Annotated in this window: 15 protein-coding genes and 1 tRNA gene; 8 read left to right on the top strand and 8 right to left on the bottom strand. The window is 66.6% G+C overall.

Annotated elements, in window-relative coordinates; translation table 11 throughout:
- The first annotated feature begins 22 nt into the window (after window positions 1–22).
- From AC6BOR_RS03835 to AC6BOR_RS03845, 3 genes are all read left to right on the top strand, one after another.
- On the top strand, window positions 23–787 hold the full coding sequence (locus AC6BOR_RS03835; RefSeq protein WP_498059888.1) for an NAD kinase: 765 nt from the start codon (window positions 23–25) through the stop codon (window positions 785–787).
- 65 nt (window positions 788–852) lie between these two features.
- A tRNA-Asn gene (locus AC6BOR_RS03840) sits at window positions 853–927 on the top strand.
- A 106-nt stretch (window positions 928–1,033) separates the two neighbouring features.
- A complete protein-coding gene (locus AC6BOR_RS03845; protein ID WP_498059889.1) occupies window positions 1,034–2,410 on the top strand; it encodes a DUF6600 domain-containing protein in 1,377 nt (458 codons plus the stop codon).
- Here the strand turns inward: AC6BOR_RS03845 and AC6BOR_RS03850 are convergent.
- Window positions 2,404–2,769, bottom strand: coding sequence for a ribose-phosphate pyrophosphokinase (locus AC6BOR_RS03850; protein WP_498059890.1), 366 nt, complete (start codon window positions 2,767–2,769; stop codon window positions 2,404–2,406). The two genes, AC6BOR_RS03845 and AC6BOR_RS03850, sit on opposite strands and share 7 nt — an antisense overlap.
- 54 nt (window positions 2,770–2,823) lie before the next feature.
- Between AC6BOR_RS03850 and AC6BOR_RS03855 the strand changes: the two genes are divergently transcribed.
- From AC6BOR_RS03855 to lptA, 3 genes are read left to right on the top strand one after another with little or no spacing between them, the layout of a single operon-like run.
- Window positions 2,824–3,438, top strand: coding sequence for a ribonuclease D (locus AC6BOR_RS03855; protein WP_498059891.1), 615 nt, complete (start codon window positions 2,824–2,826; stop codon window positions 3,436–3,438).
- An 18-nt stretch (window positions 3,439–3,456) separates the two neighbouring features.
- Window positions 3,457–4,107 carry an LPS export ABC transporter periplasmic protein LptC gene (gene lptC, locus AC6BOR_RS03860; RefSeq protein WP_498059892.1) on the top strand — a complete coding sequence of 217 codons (651 nt, stop codon included), beginning with the start codon at window positions 3,457–3,459 and terminating at the stop codon, window positions 4,105–4,107.
- Window positions 4,104–4,595, top strand: coding sequence for a lipopolysaccharide transport periplasmic protein LptA (lptA, locus tag AC6BOR_RS03865; RefSeq protein ID WP_498059893.1), 492 nt, complete (start codon window positions 4,104–4,106; stop codon window positions 4,593–4,595). Before lptC ends, lptA begins: the two co-directional genes overlap by 4 nt.
- On the opposite strand, the gene AC6BOR_RS03870 is transcribed toward lptA, so the two are convergent.
- Genes AC6BOR_RS03870 through AC6BOR_RS03880 form a run of 3 tightly spaced genes read right to left on the bottom strand, consistent with a single transcriptional unit; the run spans window position 4,570 to window position 7,413 of the window.
- The gene (locus AC6BOR_RS03870; RefSeq protein ID WP_498059894.1) at window positions 4,570–5,430 is read right to left on the bottom strand and encodes an alpha/beta fold hydrolase; all 861 of its coding nucleotides are present in this window, start codon (window positions 5,428–5,430) and stop codon (window positions 4,570–4,572) included. The two genes, lptA and AC6BOR_RS03870, sit on opposite strands and share 26 nt — an antisense overlap.
- A 28-nt stretch (window positions 5,431–5,458) precedes the next feature.
- Window positions 5,459–6,334, bottom strand: a complete 876-nt coding sequence (mtnP, locus tag AC6BOR_RS03875; protein ID WP_498059895.1) for an S-methyl-5'-thioadenosine phosphorylase — start codon at window positions 6,332–6,334, stop codon at window positions 5,459–5,461.
- On the bottom strand, window positions 6,331–7,413 hold the full coding sequence (locus tag AC6BOR_RS03880; RefSeq protein WP_498059896.1) for an alanine racemase: 1,083 nt from the start codon (window positions 7,411–7,413) through the stop codon (window positions 6,331–6,333). Before AC6BOR_RS03880 ends, mtnP begins: the two co-directional genes overlap by 4 nt.
- Window positions 7,414–7,488: 75 nt before the next feature.
- Here AC6BOR_RS03880 and AC6BOR_RS03885 point away from each other — a divergent pair, with 75 nt between their 5' ends.
- Together AC6BOR_RS03885 and AC6BOR_RS03890 are read left to right on the top strand one after the other, a co-directional pair.
- A complete protein-coding gene (locus AC6BOR_RS03885; RefSeq protein WP_498059897.1) occupies window positions 7,489–8,460 on the top strand; it encodes a protochlorophyllide reductase in 972 nt (323 codons plus the stop codon).
- 1,148 nt (window positions 8,461–9,608) lie between these two features.
- Window positions 9,609–10,196 (top strand): hypothetical protein, encoded by a 588-nt coding sequence (locus AC6BOR_RS03890; RefSeq protein WP_498059898.1) that lies wholly within the window; start codon window positions 9,609–9,611, stop codon window positions 10,194–10,196.
- A 380-nt stretch (window positions 10,197–10,576) separates the two neighbouring features.
- Here AC6BOR_RS03890 and AC6BOR_RS03895 read toward each other — a convergent pair whose 3' ends face one another.
- Genes AC6BOR_RS03895 through AC6BOR_RS03910 form a run of 4 tightly spaced genes read right to left on the bottom strand, consistent with a single transcriptional unit; the run spans window position 10,577 to window position 16,226 of the window.
- Window positions 10,577–11,815 carry a Coenzyme F420 hydrogenase/dehydrogenase, beta subunit C-terminal domain gene (locus AC6BOR_RS03895; RefSeq protein ID WP_498059899.1) on the bottom strand — a complete coding sequence of 413 codons (1,239 nt, stop codon included), beginning with the start codon at window positions 11,813–11,815 and terminating at the stop codon, window positions 10,577–10,579.
- Between the two features lie 59 nt (window positions 11,816–11,874).
- Window positions 11,875–12,921: a lipocalin-like domain-containing protein gene (locus AC6BOR_RS03900; RefSeq protein ID WP_498059900.1), complete on the bottom strand. Its 1,047-nt coding sequence runs from the start codon at window positions 12,919–12,921 to the stop codon at window positions 11,875–11,877.
- On the bottom strand, window positions 12,921–15,473 hold the full coding sequence (locus AC6BOR_RS03905) for an FtsX-like permease family protein (RefSeq protein ID WP_498059901.1): 2,553 nt from the start codon (window positions 15,471–15,473) through the stop codon (window positions 12,921–12,923). The genes AC6BOR_RS03900 and AC6BOR_RS03905 overlap by 1 nt, the downstream gene beginning before the upstream one ends.
- Before the next feature lie 12 nt (window positions 15,474–15,485).
- Complete coding sequence (locus AC6BOR_RS03910) at window positions 15,486–16,226, bottom strand: ABC transporter ATP-binding protein (protein ID WP_498059902.1); 741 nt, start codon at window positions 16,224–16,226, stop codon at window positions 15,486–15,488.
- Window positions 16,227–16,363 lie beyond the last annotated feature (137 nt).

Raw genomic sequence — 16,363 nt, forward strand, 5'->3', positions numbered from 1 at the left:
CGGCAATTCGGGGGGATATAAGGTGAAGCTCGCACTCCTGGCCTCAGACAGCCATGTTGCCCGCGCCGCGGCCGACACGCTGCGGCAGAAGCATGAATTCGTCGCCGTGCGCGATGCCGATGTCGTGGTGGCGCTGGGCGGTGATGGCTTCCTGCTGCACTGCCTGCACGAAGCCTTGCAGCTGAAGGATCCCAAGCCGATGTTCGGCATGAACCGCGGCACGGTTGGCTTCCTGATGAATGATTTCAAGGCCAACAAGCTGGAGGAGCGGGTGGCCGGCGCCAAGACCTTCGTGCTGCACCCGCTGCAGATGACGGCCACCACCGCATCGGGCCGCAGTGTCGCCTTTCCGGCCATCAACGAAGTCTCGCTGCTCCGCGAAACCCGCCAGGCCGCCAAGATCGGCATCGCCATTGACGGCAAGACCCGCATGGAGGAACTGATCTGCGACGGCGTGCTGGTGTCCACCCCGGCCGGTTCCACCGCCTATAATCTGTCGGCCAACGGCCCCATCCTGCCGCTGGAGGCGGATCTGCTGGCCCTCACCCCCATTTCGCCTTTCCGGCCACGCCGCTGGCGCGGTGCCCTGCTGCCGGCCGCCAGCAAGATCGAGTTCGAAGTGCGGGAAGCACGCAAGCGGCCGGTTTCGGCCGTGGCTGATCAGATGGAGGTGCGCGATGTCGCCCATGTCAGCGTTGCGATGGACCGCAGCATCAGCCTGCAGCTGTTGTTCGATCCCGAATATGCGCTGGACGACCGGATCAGCCTGGAACAATTCGCTAGCTGAATTTTTTGCCGCCAAACCCCTTGGCAAGCCCCGCGCCCCCCGCTAAGGGAGCGCTCCCACGCTGTTCCTCGGTAGCTCAGCGGTAGAGCCCTCGACTGTTAATCGAGTTGTCGCAGGTTCGAATCCTGCCCGGGGAGCCAGCGTGGGATTTTCCCCAGATCAGATTCAGGCAGCCGTTCGTTCATCATGACGACAGGCGTCATGCGGCATGTTGGCAGTATCAATCCGCTGCCAAAGAGTCGCCCGATGCCGATCGCCGCCCGCTTCTTCATCCCCCTGGCCGGGCTGGCCGGTGTCGCCACCGCCCAGCCGGCAATTGTGCCCCCGCCCGACATGGCACCGGCCGCCGAAGCCGCGCCGGTGATTGCCGCACCGCCCAACCCGGGCAGCATGGATCCGGCGGTCGCAGTCCAGATGGCCCAGCCCGGTGACCGCTTCAGCTTTCAGAATGTGGCCGACGTGGCGGCCTTCCAGCAGCCATTGGCGCAATATGGTCGCTGGGTGAACAGCCGCTGGGGCAATGCATTCTTGCCCGATGCGCCCGAAGGCTGGCGGCCGTACCAGAACGGCCAATGGGGCCCCGACCGTTTCTGGCGCAGCGAGGATCCCTGGGGCTGGGCAACCGATCATTATGGCCGCTGGGGCTTTGACGAGACCGTGGGCTGGGTGTGGGTGCCCGGCACCGAATGGGCGCCAAGCTGGGCCGCCTGGCGCGAGGATGATGACGTGATTGGCTGGGCACCGATCCCGCCGCAGGTCAATTATCGCTGGGATGCCGGCTTCGGCAATGATTGGCGCTGGAACGACTGGAACAGCTGGTATGCGCCCAGTTGGGTGTGGGTGCCGCGCACGCAAATCTATGCCGGCAGCTATCGCACCCGTGCGCTGCCGTGGCACAACGGCGCCCGCTATTGGCGCGGCAGCCGCTGGAACTGGGGCGCTGACCTTGGTTGGGGTTTCACCTGGAATGATTGGGGTCGCCGCGGCGGCACCAGCGTTTCGATCGGTATCGGAAACGGCTGGAACAATCGGGGTTGGAACAATTGGAACCGCCCGTGGGGTTATAGCAACTGGAGCCGCCCCTGGGCATCCTACCAGCCCTGGGGCTGGAACAACTGGGGTTGGAGCCGGCCCGGCTGGGGCTGGAACAACCGTGGCTATGACCGCCGGGACGACCGCGGGCGCGACCGCAATTGGGACCGGGGCGGAAGCTGGGGCCGCGATTGGGACCGGGACGGCAACCGCGGCTGGCGCGGGAATGATCCGCGGCGCGGCGCGCCGGGCAGCGTGGGCGACTATATCGGCCGCGGCATGACCGGATCGCCGCCGCCCGGCGCCGGTGACCGCGGCCGTGGTGACTGGGACCGTGGCGAGCGTGGCCGCGGCGAATGGGGCCGTGGCCCGGGCGGGGAGCGGCCGTCCGGCGGCATTGGCCGTGGCGCGTCGTTCCAGGGCGACGGCATCGGCCAGCGGCCGGCACCGCCCGCGAACATGGATGCCGGCCCACGGCGCGATTCAGGTTCGTTCGGGGCCCAGCTGGGCCGCGCCATGGCCCCGCCGCCGCGCCCGGCCGAACCGCCGCCCCGCGAATTCAATGCGGACAGGCACACCCAGCCTCAATAGGCATCCGTCTTGGCCCACCAGGCAAAGGCGGCGGCCTGCAGCCGTTTGACATAGGCCTGCGCTGCCGGCCCGGTCCAGTCGGCCGGCGCATCCCTGCGGCCCACCCACCAGCCCTGCCCCGGCAGCCGATCCGATTCGCGCACCACCAGCACTGCCAGCTCGGGCTGCCCGGCGGCACGCCCTTCGGCGTCGATGGCGTCCAGCAGCTTGCACAGGCTGCGCATCTTTGGCCGGGTGAAACGATGGCCCAGCGCCAGCAGCACTTCGGAATAGGACAGATCGCGCCGGCCACGCGCCGCCGCGATCAACAGGGCGCGCACATCGGGCAGATCGGCCGGGGTCACCATCGCCGCCAGCATAACCGCTTGCAACGCAGGATGACAGGCCATGCGCCCCCTGCTAACGCAGGTGGCATGACGGTTTATCTGCACGAAGGCGATCTGCCTGCTGATGTTCTGGCCCCCGGCCCGGTGGCGGTGGACAGCGAGACCATGGGCCTCAACCCGCACCGCGATCGCCTGTGCCTGCTGCAGATCAGCGACGGGCGCGGGGATGAGCATCTGGTGCGCTTCGCCGCCGGCCAGTATGACGCGCCCAATCTGAAGGCGGTGCTGGCCGATCCGGCGCGCATCAAGCTGATGCATTTTGCCCGCTTTGATGTCGCGGTGATCCGCCAGTTCCTCGGCGTGTGGGCCGCACCGGTGTTCTGCACCAAGATCGCATCGAAACTGGTGCGCACCTACACGGATCGCCACGGCCTGAAGGATCTGCTGCGCGAGACGCTGGGCGTTGAAATTTCCAAGCAGCAGCAATCGAGCGACTGGGGTGCCGCCGTGCTGTCCGAAGCGCAGAAGGAATATGCCGCCAGCGATGTGCGCCACCTGCACCGGGCCTATGACATCCTGGTCGAACGGCTTGCCCGCGAAGGCCGCACCCACATCGCCCAGGCCTGTTTCGATTTCCTGCCCACCCGCGCCGAACTTGATCTGGCCGGCTGGGCGGAAACCGATATCTTCGCCCATATGTGACCGGCGCAGCCGCGGCGCATGGCCTCCCGCCCCACCCCGTCCAGCCTGTCGCCCCGGCAGCGCGCCGCCTTGCCAGGCAGCCGACACGAGGCGTTGATGGGGCAGTTGAAATGGCTGCTGCCCGCTCTCGCCGGCATGCTGGCGCTGGCCATCCTGGTCTGGCCGCTGGTGGCCGCGCAGGAATTCTCCTTCCTGCTCGCCAAGGACCAGGTGGCCGTCGCGCCGGAACGGCTGAAGGTCACCCGCGCCGAATATCGCGGCAAGACCGCCGCCGGCGAGGCCTTCTCGATCATCGCCGGCACTGCCCTGCAACGCTCCAGCGCCGATCCGGTGGTGGAGCTGAGCCGCCTTTCGGCCAGCATCGATGATCGCGACGGCCCCTCGCACGTGACTGCCCCCAAGGGCCGCTATTTCATCGAGGAAGACCGGCTGGAGGTTTCGGGCCCAGTGCAGCTGCGATCGGATGGCGGCTATCGCATCGATGCCGCAACCGTGCAGGTTGACATGAAACGGCGGACGATCCGCACCGACGCGGCGGTGAGCGGCGCCACCCCGATCGGCGATTTCCGCGCCAACAGCCTGAGTGGCGATCTCGCCGGTAAGCGCATCACCATGGTTGGCAATGTCCACTTGCGGATAGACCAGCGACGCGGCAGAGGAAGCGGATGACGCGCGCGATCATGGCCTATCTGCTGCTGGCGGCAGCGCCGGTGCTGGCCCAGGCTTTCGATTCCAAGGCCCCGGTGGACATTGATGCCGCCCGCATGGACCTGTCTGACGATGACCGCGAGGTGATCTTTTCCGGCAGCGTCGTCATCCGCCAGGCCAATCTGACGCTGAACGCCGATCGCGTGCGCGTCACCTATGCCAAGGATGCCAGCGGCAACCCGCAGGTGCAGCGGCTGGATGCGCTGGGCAATGTGCGCATCGCGCAGGACACGATGCGCGCCAGCGCCCGCACCGGTTATTATGATGTCAACGCCCGGCTGATCACCCTCCTGGGCGGCGTCAAGATGGACCGCGCCGGCAACCAGTTGGGCGGCGAGCGCGTGGTGTGGAACTTGAACACCCGCACCTCCAGCTTCGATGCCCGCACCGCCGCCAATCCCGGTGGCCGCGTGACCGGCCGCTTCACGGTTCCCGACAAGAAGAACTGATCCGCCGGATCGCGGCGCGCACCGCATCCGGCTGTTCCAGCGGCAGGAAATGGCTGGTGCCCGGCAGGCGCCGCGCGTCAAGGCACGCCGGATGCGCCCCAAAGATCGCCAGCTCGGGATCGCGCACCGTTGATCCCTCCCCGCCGGCCAAAAGGATGAACGGGCACTGCAGCTGCGCCAGCGCCAGTTCGACATTGGGCGACACCGCACGGAAGGTCGCGGCCTCGAACGCCGGCCGGCACGCCAGTTCCGCCCCGGCCGCGCTGTCGATCATCCCCCCGTCCAGATAGGCATCCAGATCAGCATCGCTCCAGCTGCGGAACACACCGCGGCCATGATAGGCGGCGCGCGCCTCGGCCCGGCTGGCAAAAACACCCCGCCGCCGCGCCGCCTGATCGGCCATCGGATTGGGCACCACGGCGCCGGCCCGCACCGCCTGCGCCACGTCAAAGGGCAGCATCGGCGGGTCGAGCAGCACCAAGCCCGCCACCCGGTCCGGCCGCAGCGCGGCGGCCAGCAGCGAAACGGTCGCCCCCATCGAATGCCCGGCCAGAATCCAGCGGCTGCCGCCATCGATCACATCGATCAGCCGCAGCAGATCATCGGCAAAATCCTCCCACGCGGTCAGCCCGGCCGGATCGGCATCCAGCCCGGTCAGGCCATGGCCGCGCGCATCACTGGCCAGAATCGCAAAGTCATCGGCCAGCGGCGCCAGCAACCCGCGATACAAGGCGGCATTCATCCCGGTGGCATGGGCAAAATGCAGCCGGGGGCCATTGCCGGCCTGCAGGGCAGAAACCGGGCCGGCGGCGGTCGTGATGCTGATGCGATCCATGCCGCCTGCGATAGCAGCCCGCGCCGTTTCAGCCAGTGCGCTGATTTGCCAGCCAGCGCGCCAATATGGCCTCGTTCTTCGCCAGCATGGCGGGGTCGCGGACATCTGGCGACGTCATGATGGCCTGGTCCAGCACCGTGTCGATCGGGCTGGCATCGCGAACCGGCGGCAGCGCCGCGCACAGCGCCTTCACACTGGCCCGGGCCAGGGCGGCATTGCCCTGCATCACTGCCATGATGTTGGTCACATCCACATCATCGCCATCGTGCCAGCAGTCAAAATCGGTGACCATGGCCAGCAAGGCATAGGGCAACTCCGCCTCCCGCGCCAATTTTGCCTCCGGCATGCCGGTCATCCCCACCAGATCACAGCCTTGAGACCGGTGCAGCCGGCTTTCGGCCCGGGTGGAAAAGGCCGGGCCTTCCATGGCCAGATAGGTGCCAGCGCGATGCACCCGCCCACCACACGCCGCCACCGCATCGGCCGCAAAGGCCGAAAGCCGCGGGCAGGTGGGATCGGCCATCGGCACATGGCCCACCAGGCCGGTTTCGAAAAAGGTCGATGGCCGCCCCTTGGTGCGATCGATGAACTGATCCACCACGGTGAAATCACCCGGCTTCATCGCGGCGTTGAGCGACCCCACCGCCGAAATCGCCAGCACATCGGTGCAGCCCAGCCGCTTCAGCACATCGATATTGGCGCGCACGTTGAGCTGGTGCGGCGGAATGCGGTGGCCCCGGCCATGGCGCGGCAGAAAACGCAGCTCGACATGCCCGATGCGCCCGGCCAGCACCGCATCCGATGGCGCGCCCCACGGGCTCTCCACGCTGATCCAGCGCGCGTCCGCCAGCCCGTCGATGGCATAAAGCCCCGATCCGCCGATGATGCCGATGGTCCAGCTCACAGGCTGCTCCGCCGGGCATCGATGGGCCAGCGCTCCAGCCGGCCATCCTCGTCCGCCACGAAATAGGCATCGTGCAACGCCACCGTGGGGTCAACATGGCCGGGCTGCAGCCAGACGAGGCCGCCCTCCGCCGCCCCGTTCGGAGGCAGGATCGCGCCATGCTCATCCCCGGCCGGGCGATACTGGCTGCCCACCGGCCACAGCACGCGTTGCGGCGGGCCATTGGGGTGCAGCGCCTTGTGCCCGGCATCGCAGGTCACATGGCTGTCATGCCGGGCCGAAACCACGCTCGCCGCCAAAAACAGCGCCGGCTGGAACGGCAGATCGCCCAGGTCGCCATATTCCACATCCATCAGGGCGTAACTGCCGGCCTGCAATTCCGTGTAAACGCCCGCCGCCAGGTCCATCGCCGCCGTGCCGGTGCCGCCGCCGGTCACCTGCCCCGGCGCCAGGCCGGCGCCGCGCATATCGGCCAGCAGCGCCCGCAGCCGCCCGGTCCACGCCGCATGCGCCGCCGCCCGCTCCGCCGGCAGCATATGCTGGTGATGCCCGCAATAGGCCTGGATGCCCGCCCAATGGAGCCCCGGCAGCGCCGCAATCGCCCGCACCAGCGCCGGCGCATCGGCCGGTGCCACCCCGGCCCGGCCCATGCCCGGGTCCACATCCACATAGGCATCCAGCACCACGCCCGCCGCCACCGCCGCCGCGCTCGCCGCCTGCGCCTGGGCCGCGCTGTCCATCACCGCGCCCACACGCGCAGCCGCCGCCAGCACCGCCAGCCGCGACCAGCCCCAGGGCGGCACCGGCGCCGTCACCAGCACATCGGGCACGCCGCCGGCGACATAGGCCTCAGCCTCCCCCACCGTCTGGCAGCACAGGCCCACGGCCCCGCGCGCCAGCTGCTCGGCCGCGATCCGGCTGGATTTGTGCATCTTGCCATGGGCCCGCAGCCGCACGCCCTTCGCCGCACATTCGCCCTGCATCAGGGCCAGATTCGCCGCGAACGCCGCGCGGCGGATCACCAGCGCCGGGGTGATCGGCGGCTTCACATTTGCCAGAAAGGCGACGACATCCTGCATTGCGTCGTCTTGCCGCGACCCACGCTTTGAGTCAAAGAGCCACCCGAACAGGGTCTCAGGGCTCAAGGAGTCTCCATGTCGGATCAACCAGTCGTCATCATCACCGGCGCCTCGTCGGGCGTGGGCCTGTGGGCCGCGAAATCGCTCGCCGATCGGGGCTGGATGGTCATCATGGCCTGCCGCGATCTCGCCAAGGCCGAAGCCGCCGCCAACGAGATCGGCGTGAACGCCGCCAACCGCCGCATCCTGCACATCGATCTCGGCGATCAAGCCAGCGTGCGCAAATTTGCCGACGATTTCCACGCCCTCGGCCTGCCATTGGATGCGCTGCTCCTGAACGCCGCCGTCTATCTGCCGCGCCTCGAAGCGCCAATGCGCAGCCCCGAAGGCTATGAAATCAGCGTCGCCACCAATTATTTCGGCCACTTCCTCCTCGCCCACCTGCTGATCGGCGACCTGAAGGCCAGCAACGGCCGCCGCGGGCAACCATCGCGCCTGATCACGCTCGGCACCGTCACCGCCAACAGCGAGGAATTCGGCGGCAAGATCCCCATCCCCGCCCCGGCCGACCTGGGGGACCTCTCCGGCCTCGCCAGCGGTTTCAAGGCCCCCATCGCCATGATCGACGGCAAGGCGTTCAAGCCCGGCAAGGCCTACAAGGACTCCAAACTTGCCTGCATGATCATGAGCCGCGAGTTCCACAAACGCTGGGCCGATACCGGCGTCGTCTTCAACACCCTCTACCCCGGCTGCGTCGCCGACACCCCCCTCTTCCGCCACACCCCACCCGCCTTCCAGCGGATTTTCCCGTGGTTCCAGAAGAACATCACCAAAGGCTATGTCAGCCAGCCGCTGGCCGGCGAACGCACCGCCCAGGTGGTCGCCGATCCCGCCTTCGCCAGCCAATCCGGCGTCCACTGGAGCTGGGGCAACCGCCAGAAAGAAGGCCGCATGCCCTTCGCCCAGCCTCTGTCCGCCCGCGCCACCCTGGAAGCGCGCAACGAGCGGCTGTGGGATCTGACGATGAAGGCGGTGGGGCTGGCCTGAGGGCTTCAAAGAAAAGGGGCCTCCGGCGGGCAGGGGCTGAGCCCCTGCACCCACTTTCATTGGCGCAGCCCTCCCCCACCAACCGTCGCCCCGTGCTCGACACGGGGCTGGGCTGAGTCTTTGACTTGCTAAAGCACGGGTCGGTTTACACCTCGCCAAGGTTCATGGTGAGGTGATTTGCTATTGTGTCCCCGCAAATTTCGGCCATGGCTCTCCCTCATCTAATTCCGTAGAATCAGCACCGATTGCTCAGCGCGGGAGTCTGAGACCAGCGCATTTTCAAACAGGTTCTGACGACGTGGAGCGGAACAAATTCTATACACTTACTTTAAAGAACCGCAAAATCGCGAAAACAATCTGAAAATAGATCGGCGCACATTTCCTACTGATACGCATAAAATATCTTACACATTGCATCCATAACGACCCTCCTACTTTTTCATTTCTCTTGTCGGTATCAAAACAGCAGCGCAATATATGATGAATAACAATACAAATAACACGCCTGACAGATCATCATTCAGCGATCTGATGTCTAAACCTTCACTACGCAAACCATATCCAATCAATCCCATAAGCAAATTTGAACAATAAGCGACCACAAAGCGCAGAAACAAGCCTCTAGCGATACCACGCCTCCTGCATTGCCAGTATACAGCTACAAGAACTGCCATCAAAACAGAGACATAAATGTACAAAGTTGGCTTCGCTATAAGCAACCAAAATGGCAACAGGGCAATAATCATTAAATAGGGGTTATCTCTCACTTGCATGGGCCCATTTTATCATCACCTCGTAGATAAACGATCACCTTTCCTGAGACAAGCTGAGCAAAAGCGCGTGCTGGCGCTTTCCTCGCCGATATACCAATTGTGAAAAAATCGGGACAGAGAAATTCTGGGGACAGTGCACAAATTTGGCTGCTGCCCTGCCGAAAGCACCGCCCTCGCCACCCCTGAGGCAACGAATGAGCGGCTGTGGGTTTGACCATGGAAGCGGTAGGGCTGGCCTAAGATCAGAGGAAAGGACGTGATCCGGCGGGCAGTGCCTGAGGCTCTGCACCCACTTTCGTTCTCAGTTGCTGACGTGAGGGGAGCGGCCTTGTTCCCTCTATTGTGGCTGGTCCTCGAGGCTGACATAATGCGGCAATGATCAAGACTGCTGCCGCCTTGTTTGTTTCAGCTCTACTATGCGGCGCGTGCAACAGCCCCACTCGGGAGCAGTCGCCAAATCTGGTCGGAGCCACCGAACTCCCTTCCGACAAGGATATTTCTCAGGAAATCATCTTTATAATGCGTAAGAAATCCCCTGATTTTCTTACATATGAATTGCGCCCAAATGGCGCGCTGATCTTGGAACATATCTATGAGAGCCCGGTGGACCAGGCGGCAACGACAAAAGGCAAGGCGACTCTACAGGTGTCTCCCAAAGTCGCAGCACAGGTGCGACAGCTGTTGTTACGTGTGCGACCTGCAAGGCTTTTGGGCTTGGACAGAGAAGTTCGCCCCGTGGGATGCAAACCGGTCTATGATCACGACAGAGGCGAAATGGCAGTCGCCTTCATTTACGATAGAGGCACGAGCTCTGAGGTCGATGATGAAATCGGAGTCTTCCTGCTTCCTTCGACCTATAGCTGCAACAATTCTGCCGCATCAAGCGCAAGACAAGTATTGGCACAGGTACTTCATTTGCTGCCGCAAAGCAGTGTGATCTCGCAATTTGAACAGACCACATAAGGGGCGTTCGCGCCAAAACCATCCCTTGAGCGCCGCCAAAGAACGAACGGGTGCAGGGACGAGTCCCTGCCCGCCGGAGGCCTCCTTCCTGGCGCTCTGTCCTGCGCCAAACAGCTTATCATCACGGCGTGGCTGTTGGATTGCGGCATTGAAAGCCAAGGGAAAAAAATCCGGATTCCCGCGATTTTCGTCAATTGTGTCAAATGGGGCCGGGTGGCGTCAAAAACCGGCGAGATGCGGAAAAAGTGGAAAAAGTCACGTCGAATTGCAGCGGGTTCTGGTGTTTGAACGCTGCCGGGCGATCAACTTGGGCTCTTTCTCAGGGAAAATTGGCCAACTTCGGCCGCAATCCGCGACCGGCAGCGCGCTGGCGCGCCCAATCACATGTCCTTCGTCTCGCCCTTGCCCGGCGTGAGGCCATAGCGTGCCACCAGGGTCCACACGTGCGGCGGGATCATGTTCTTCATCATGGCGGGCGCTTCGCGGCGCAGGTGGAGGATGGTTTCGATGGCCTTCATCTCGACGCGGGTGCGGGCGAATTCCTTGCCCTTGGGGCCGACGAGCGGCATCAGCTTGCCAACCAGCGGCCGGATGAATTTCGGCATGCGGCGCAAGGGCAGGCCGCCGGCGGCGCGTTCGGTGTTGGCGAGGAATCCTTTCACCGGCCCGGCGCGCTTGCTGCCATCGGGCTTGCCATTGTCGTCGGGTTCGGTCAGCGAGACTTCATCCCCAAGCAAATCAAGCAGTTCGGCGCCGCGATCATTGCGGATCAGCAGCCACTGGTCCCCGGTGCCGCCCATATAGCCCACGGTGATATCGGCCAGACTGTTGGTGTAATCGACGCAGGTGCGGCAGGTGAGCGGGAAGAAATCCGGCCGCAGGTCTGACAGCGGCAGCATCAGGAACGGGATATCCTTGCGCCGGCCATCGTCAAAGCGCAGTTCGACATGATAATCGGCCTTGAATTCCAGGTAGGTGATGGTCTCCGGCTTGTCGGAGAGCAGGGACAGGAATTCGTGGAAATTCTCGGTCGTGGTGTTGTCGCTGCACGGCGTGCCGATCACGTAGAGCCGTTCAAAGCCCAGCTTGGCCTCCAGCCGCCTGAGGGCGTGGATCTGGCAGGGAATGCCAATGATTCCAATGCGCTTGAAGCCGGCAGCGCGCGCCGGTTCCAGCAGCGCCAGCAGCGGCGCATAGCCCATGCGCATGCCACGCACCTGCGCCATGGCTTCCGCCTTGGTCACCATCACCGGGCGCGGGCGCCACTTGTCATTGGCATCGGGCGCCATGGTCAGAATGGCATCGACCGCGCCGGTTTCGAGCAGGCGCTGGCCCAGCCGGCTGGTGATCCCGGTCCACTGCGCGCCGGCAAGTGGTTGTTTCAACCGGGCTTTTGCCATGCGCTGGAACGGGCCGAAAAACAGCTCGTCTGCCCGGCTTTCGTCGCGGGCCCTGCCGTGGACCTGGGTTTCCATTGCGGCATAATCGGGCTTGATGAACTGGCAGGCGCTGCCGCAGTCGGTGGGTGTGCTGGTGCGCGACACGCCACAATCGGTGCACAGGCCACGCGGGGCGGCAGGCGCAAAATCAGGCGCGATGATGCCAGTGTTTTCAATCACTTGTTTGCCCCGATCCGGTTTGGCGCCCCTGCCTGGCGCTGCTGTTAGCTTGGCCGCCCTCACATCCGCAAGGGGGCAGAATAGCCGGTGAGTTCCAGATAGCCGCGGCCGCCCGGAACCGTGATGGCGCCTTCCCAATAGAGCGGGCCGCCGCCGCTGCGGCTGTCAAGCTCCTGATCCGGCATCAAAGGTTTGATTTCAAGGGCTTGCCACTGGCTGCCCAGGCGATAGCGCACGATCGGCCGCACCGGCCAGCGCGCCCCGCTGCGCGGGGATTGCCACCAGCCGGCGGCCTGCCAATCCACGTCTTGTGGTTGGAATATCTGGGTTTTTCCGGCCCGGTCGCGGTGGCTGCCGCCCGCCCACAGCGCCCGGCCGTTGGTATCACGAACCCGAAACAGGGTGAGGGCGCCGCCATCATCGAGGTTCAGCCCCAACCAATCCCAGCCCACAGCACGCGGGTTGAGCAGGGTGGAAGACCATTCGCGATCCAGCCAGGCGGTGCCCGTCACAGGCTTGCCAGCCAGCGTGCCACTCGTGGCCAGCTGGGGCCAGCTGTAATAATGGCTTGCTTCTGAAGGGTTTGGGCCCTTCTGGCTATAGCCGGCGCGGCCTTGCAGGATGATCGGCTGGCGCGGCGTGAAGGCCAGATCGAGCCGCTGGCCATCGACCACCACCTGCCCGTGCAGCCGGCCATCGGCGCCCCGCCACAGCCGCCAATCGTCCACTGCCACATCCATGTCCCCCACCTTGGCCTGGGCAAGGCCGAAGCCGGAACGGGCGATGCGGGTGGCGTGGCGCAGCCGGCCGGTGGCGGGATCAGCAATGGCGGCGTGGGCGAAAATCACCTGTTCCGTGGCAAAGCGTGACCGGTTTGGGGCCCGGCGTGGCAGGCGGGTGCGGAAAAAGGTGATCTGGATGCCCGCAGCTTGCGCGCTGGTGCCCGATTTCGGCTGCACCCAACCGGTGACATACCACCATTCGGTGCGGAAGGCCGGATGGGCGCCATGATCGGCCGGAAAGCGGAACGGGACGCCGGGTTTCACGGGCGCAAAATCCGCCGCCAGCAGCAGCGGCGCCAGCAACAGGAGAACCAACCGCCGCATCACCAATCCGCCCGCACGGCCAGCAGCGGCCCCTGCCCCAGCGCCCGCCGGCCGGCCAACACGGCAGTGCCGGCGGCGCAGGCGATCAGCGCGGCGGCCAGCCCGGCCAGCAGCGGCCAGGGCAGCGCCAGATCCATCGTCCAATGAAAGCTCTGCGGGTTGACCACCATCACCAGCACGATGGCCAGACCAAGGCCGAGCGCAATGCCGGCAGTCGCGCCGACCAGCCCCAGGCCGGCGCCTTCCAGCGCCAACATGGCCAACACCTGGCCGCGCGCCACGCCGATGTGGCGCAGCATGCCGAATTCGCGCATGCGGGCCAACACCTGGGCAGAAAAACTGGTGGCCACGCCGATCAGGCCGATCAGGATGGCAATGGCTTCGAGCGCATAGGTGACGGCAAAGCTGCGATCGAATATCTGCAGGGCGATGCGGCGCATTTCGCCGGGGCGGCCGAACTGGGCCTGGCCGCGCACTGCCGCTGGCAGCGCGGCGGCCAGCGCCTGCTGCACCGCGTGCGGCTGAGCCCCGGGGGCGAGGTCGAAGGCGGCATCGGTCATCGTCAGGTCGCCGGTCAACCGGCGATAATCGGCCAGCGGCAGGATGATGGCGCCAAATTGCCGGGCATAATCGCGCCACACGCCGGCGACGAACACGGGGCGTGGCCGGCCGGCAATGGCCAGGGTGCGGCGATCCCCGACCTGCCAGCCATAAAGCCAGGCCATGGGTTCGGAAATCAGCACCGGGGTGGTGCCGGCCGGGGCCGGGCCGCCGGCGCGCTGCAGCAGCGGCACGGCGGCGTGCCCACCCTGCGCCATCAGAGCCACGGCCGGCTGGCCGGGGGCGAGGCGGATGCTCATCACCCGCTGCATCCGCACCTGGGCGATGCCCGGCACCGCCATCAGCCGCGCCTGCGCATCGGGGCTGATGCCGCCAGCCTCCGCCGCCTCCAGATGGAGATAGAGATCCGACGGCAGCACGGCGACCAGCCAATCATCGACGCTCTGGCGGAAGCTGGCGACCATCACCGCCATCGCCACCATCAGCGCGGTGGAGGCGACAATGCCCGACAGGGCAAGGCTGGCGGCCTGCGGCGCGCCCCACAGGCGTCGGATGGCAAGATCCAGCGGCAGCCAGCGGCTGCCCACCCGCGCCAGCGGCGCCAGCAGCGCCCGTGCCAGCGCCGGCATCAGGGCAACGCCGCCGGCCAGCAGCAGCGCCATGCCGGCATAGGCAAGGATGGGCAGGCCAGCGACCGGCGGGGCCATGGCCAGCCCGGTGCCGGCAGCGATGAGGACGAGGCCCGGCCAGGCCGCCGGCCGCCGACCGGGATCAATGCCATCGCCCAGCCCCTTCAGGGCAAGGGCTGGCGGCACGCGGGCAGCGGCCAGTGCCGGCACCAGGCTGCCGGCCAGCGCAGTGGCAAGCCCAAGCCCGGCAAAACCGGCAGCAGCCAGCGGCGGAAAGGCCAGCCGCGCCTGCGCACCGTTGAAATAGCCGCCACCCAGATCGCCGCCGAGGCGGGTCACGGCCAGATCGGCCAGGCCATAGCCCAAGGCCAGGCCCAGCCCGGCGCCCGCCACGCCCAGCACCAGGCCTTCGACCAGCAATTGCCCGACCAGCCCGCGCCGCGACAGGCCGAGCACGGCGAGCAGGGCAAATTGCGGCCGGCGGCGCGCCACGCTGAGGGACTGGGCCGACCACACCAGAAAGCCGCCGGTGAGCAGCGCCACCAGCGCGAGCATGCCGAGATTGACGCGATAGGCGCGGCTGAGCGCATCGGCGCGGCTGGCCTCGCCATCCGGGGTGGCAACCAGGGCGTCGGCCGGCAGCAGCGCAGCAATGCGGGCGGCGATGGCGGCGGGATCGGCGCCTTCGGCCAGTTTGAGATCGATGCGCTGCACCCGGCCGAACTGCCCCAGCCGCGCTTGCGCTTCGGCAATGTCGATCACCGCCAGCCGCGCATCCTGGCCGCTGGCGGCCAGCGCGCCGGCCACCACCAGATCATGGCCGCGCCCGGCCGCCGTGAACCGGAAATTCTGGCCGGCGCGGCAGCGGCAGGCCGCCATCAGCGCCGGTGACAGCCAGACGCGCCCTTCCAGCCAGCTGTTGCCCGTTCCGACACCCGACAGGCCGGCGGCCGAAACGCCGATGAGGCCCGGCGTCACCTGCATCGCGCGCAGGAAATCCGTGCCCAAAAGGGTGAAGCGGCCGCCGGTCTTGGCCGGTGCGCCCGGCCGGGCGAGTTCGCCCCAGCTGGCGGGCACCTCCACCACCGGCGAGGCCGCTGCAATACCCTGCAAGCGGGCAAGGCGGGGATAAAGCGCCTCGTCCATGCCGGTGGCGGCGACAGCGCGGACCGACAGATCGGCCCTGCCCTGCACGCTGGCCATGGCGCGGCCGAAACTGCCGAGGGCAGCGCTGTTGACCAGATGCACGGCAAAGCCCAGCGCCACGCCCACGGCGATGGCCAGCACGGCAATGGCCATGCGCACCGGCTGCGCACGCCATTCGCCGGCCAGCAGCCAGCCCGTGGCAACGGGTGCCAGCATCGCCATGGCTGCTCAGGCCTCCGGCAGGCGGGGCGCGAGGCCGCTGGCCGACAGGCTGAGGGCCCGGCCGGCGGCCCGGGCCACCGCCTCGCTGTGGGTGACGATCAGCACGGCGCTGCCGGCCTGCTGTGCACTGGCCAGCAACAGATCAAGGATGCGGCGCGCGGTGTCGGGATCAAGATTGCCGGTGGGTTCATCGGCCAGCACCAGCGGCGGGCGGTGGACAAGGGCGCGGGCGATGGCGACCCGCTGCAACTCGCCGCCTGACAGCACGGCCGGGTGATCGCTGCCACGGCCACCAAGGCCAACCTGGTCCAGCATGGCGCGGGCGGCCTCCAGCGCCTGGCCTTGCGCAGCGCCCGCCAGTACCAGCGGCAGTGCAACGTTGCGGGCAAGATCAAGGTGCGGCAGCACGTGGAAGGCCTGGAACACAAAGCCGATGTGGCGGCACCTGAGCGCCGTGGTCGCAGCTTCGTTCAGGCCCGACAGCGCCTGGCCGCCGATGGTGACGCTGCCGGCATCGGGCTGATCCAGCCCGGCCAGCACGTTGAGCAGGGTGGATTTGCCGACGCCCGATTCGCCGGTGATGGCGGCGACATCGCCGGCATGAAGATCAAGATCGACGTGGGCGAACAGCTGCCGGCGCTGGCCAGCGGCGGTGGGCACGGATTTGGCCAGACCCCGGGCCGTGAGCACGGCAGGCGCCGTGGTCACCGCCGGGGCAGTGGGAGCAAAGGGCGTTTCGGGACGCATGGGCAGCGGTGTAGCCCAGCCGGGGCGGATTGGCAGGCGGGTGTGGCACCATGGCGCGTGGGGTGGGGCGGGCGGTGGTTGCGGTGATGGCGCGGCCCCTCCGTCACCCTGCGGGTGACAACTCCCCATGCAAGCAT

It is taken from the genome of Sandarakinorhabdus sp. FBCC-B8862, assembly GCF_059745315.1.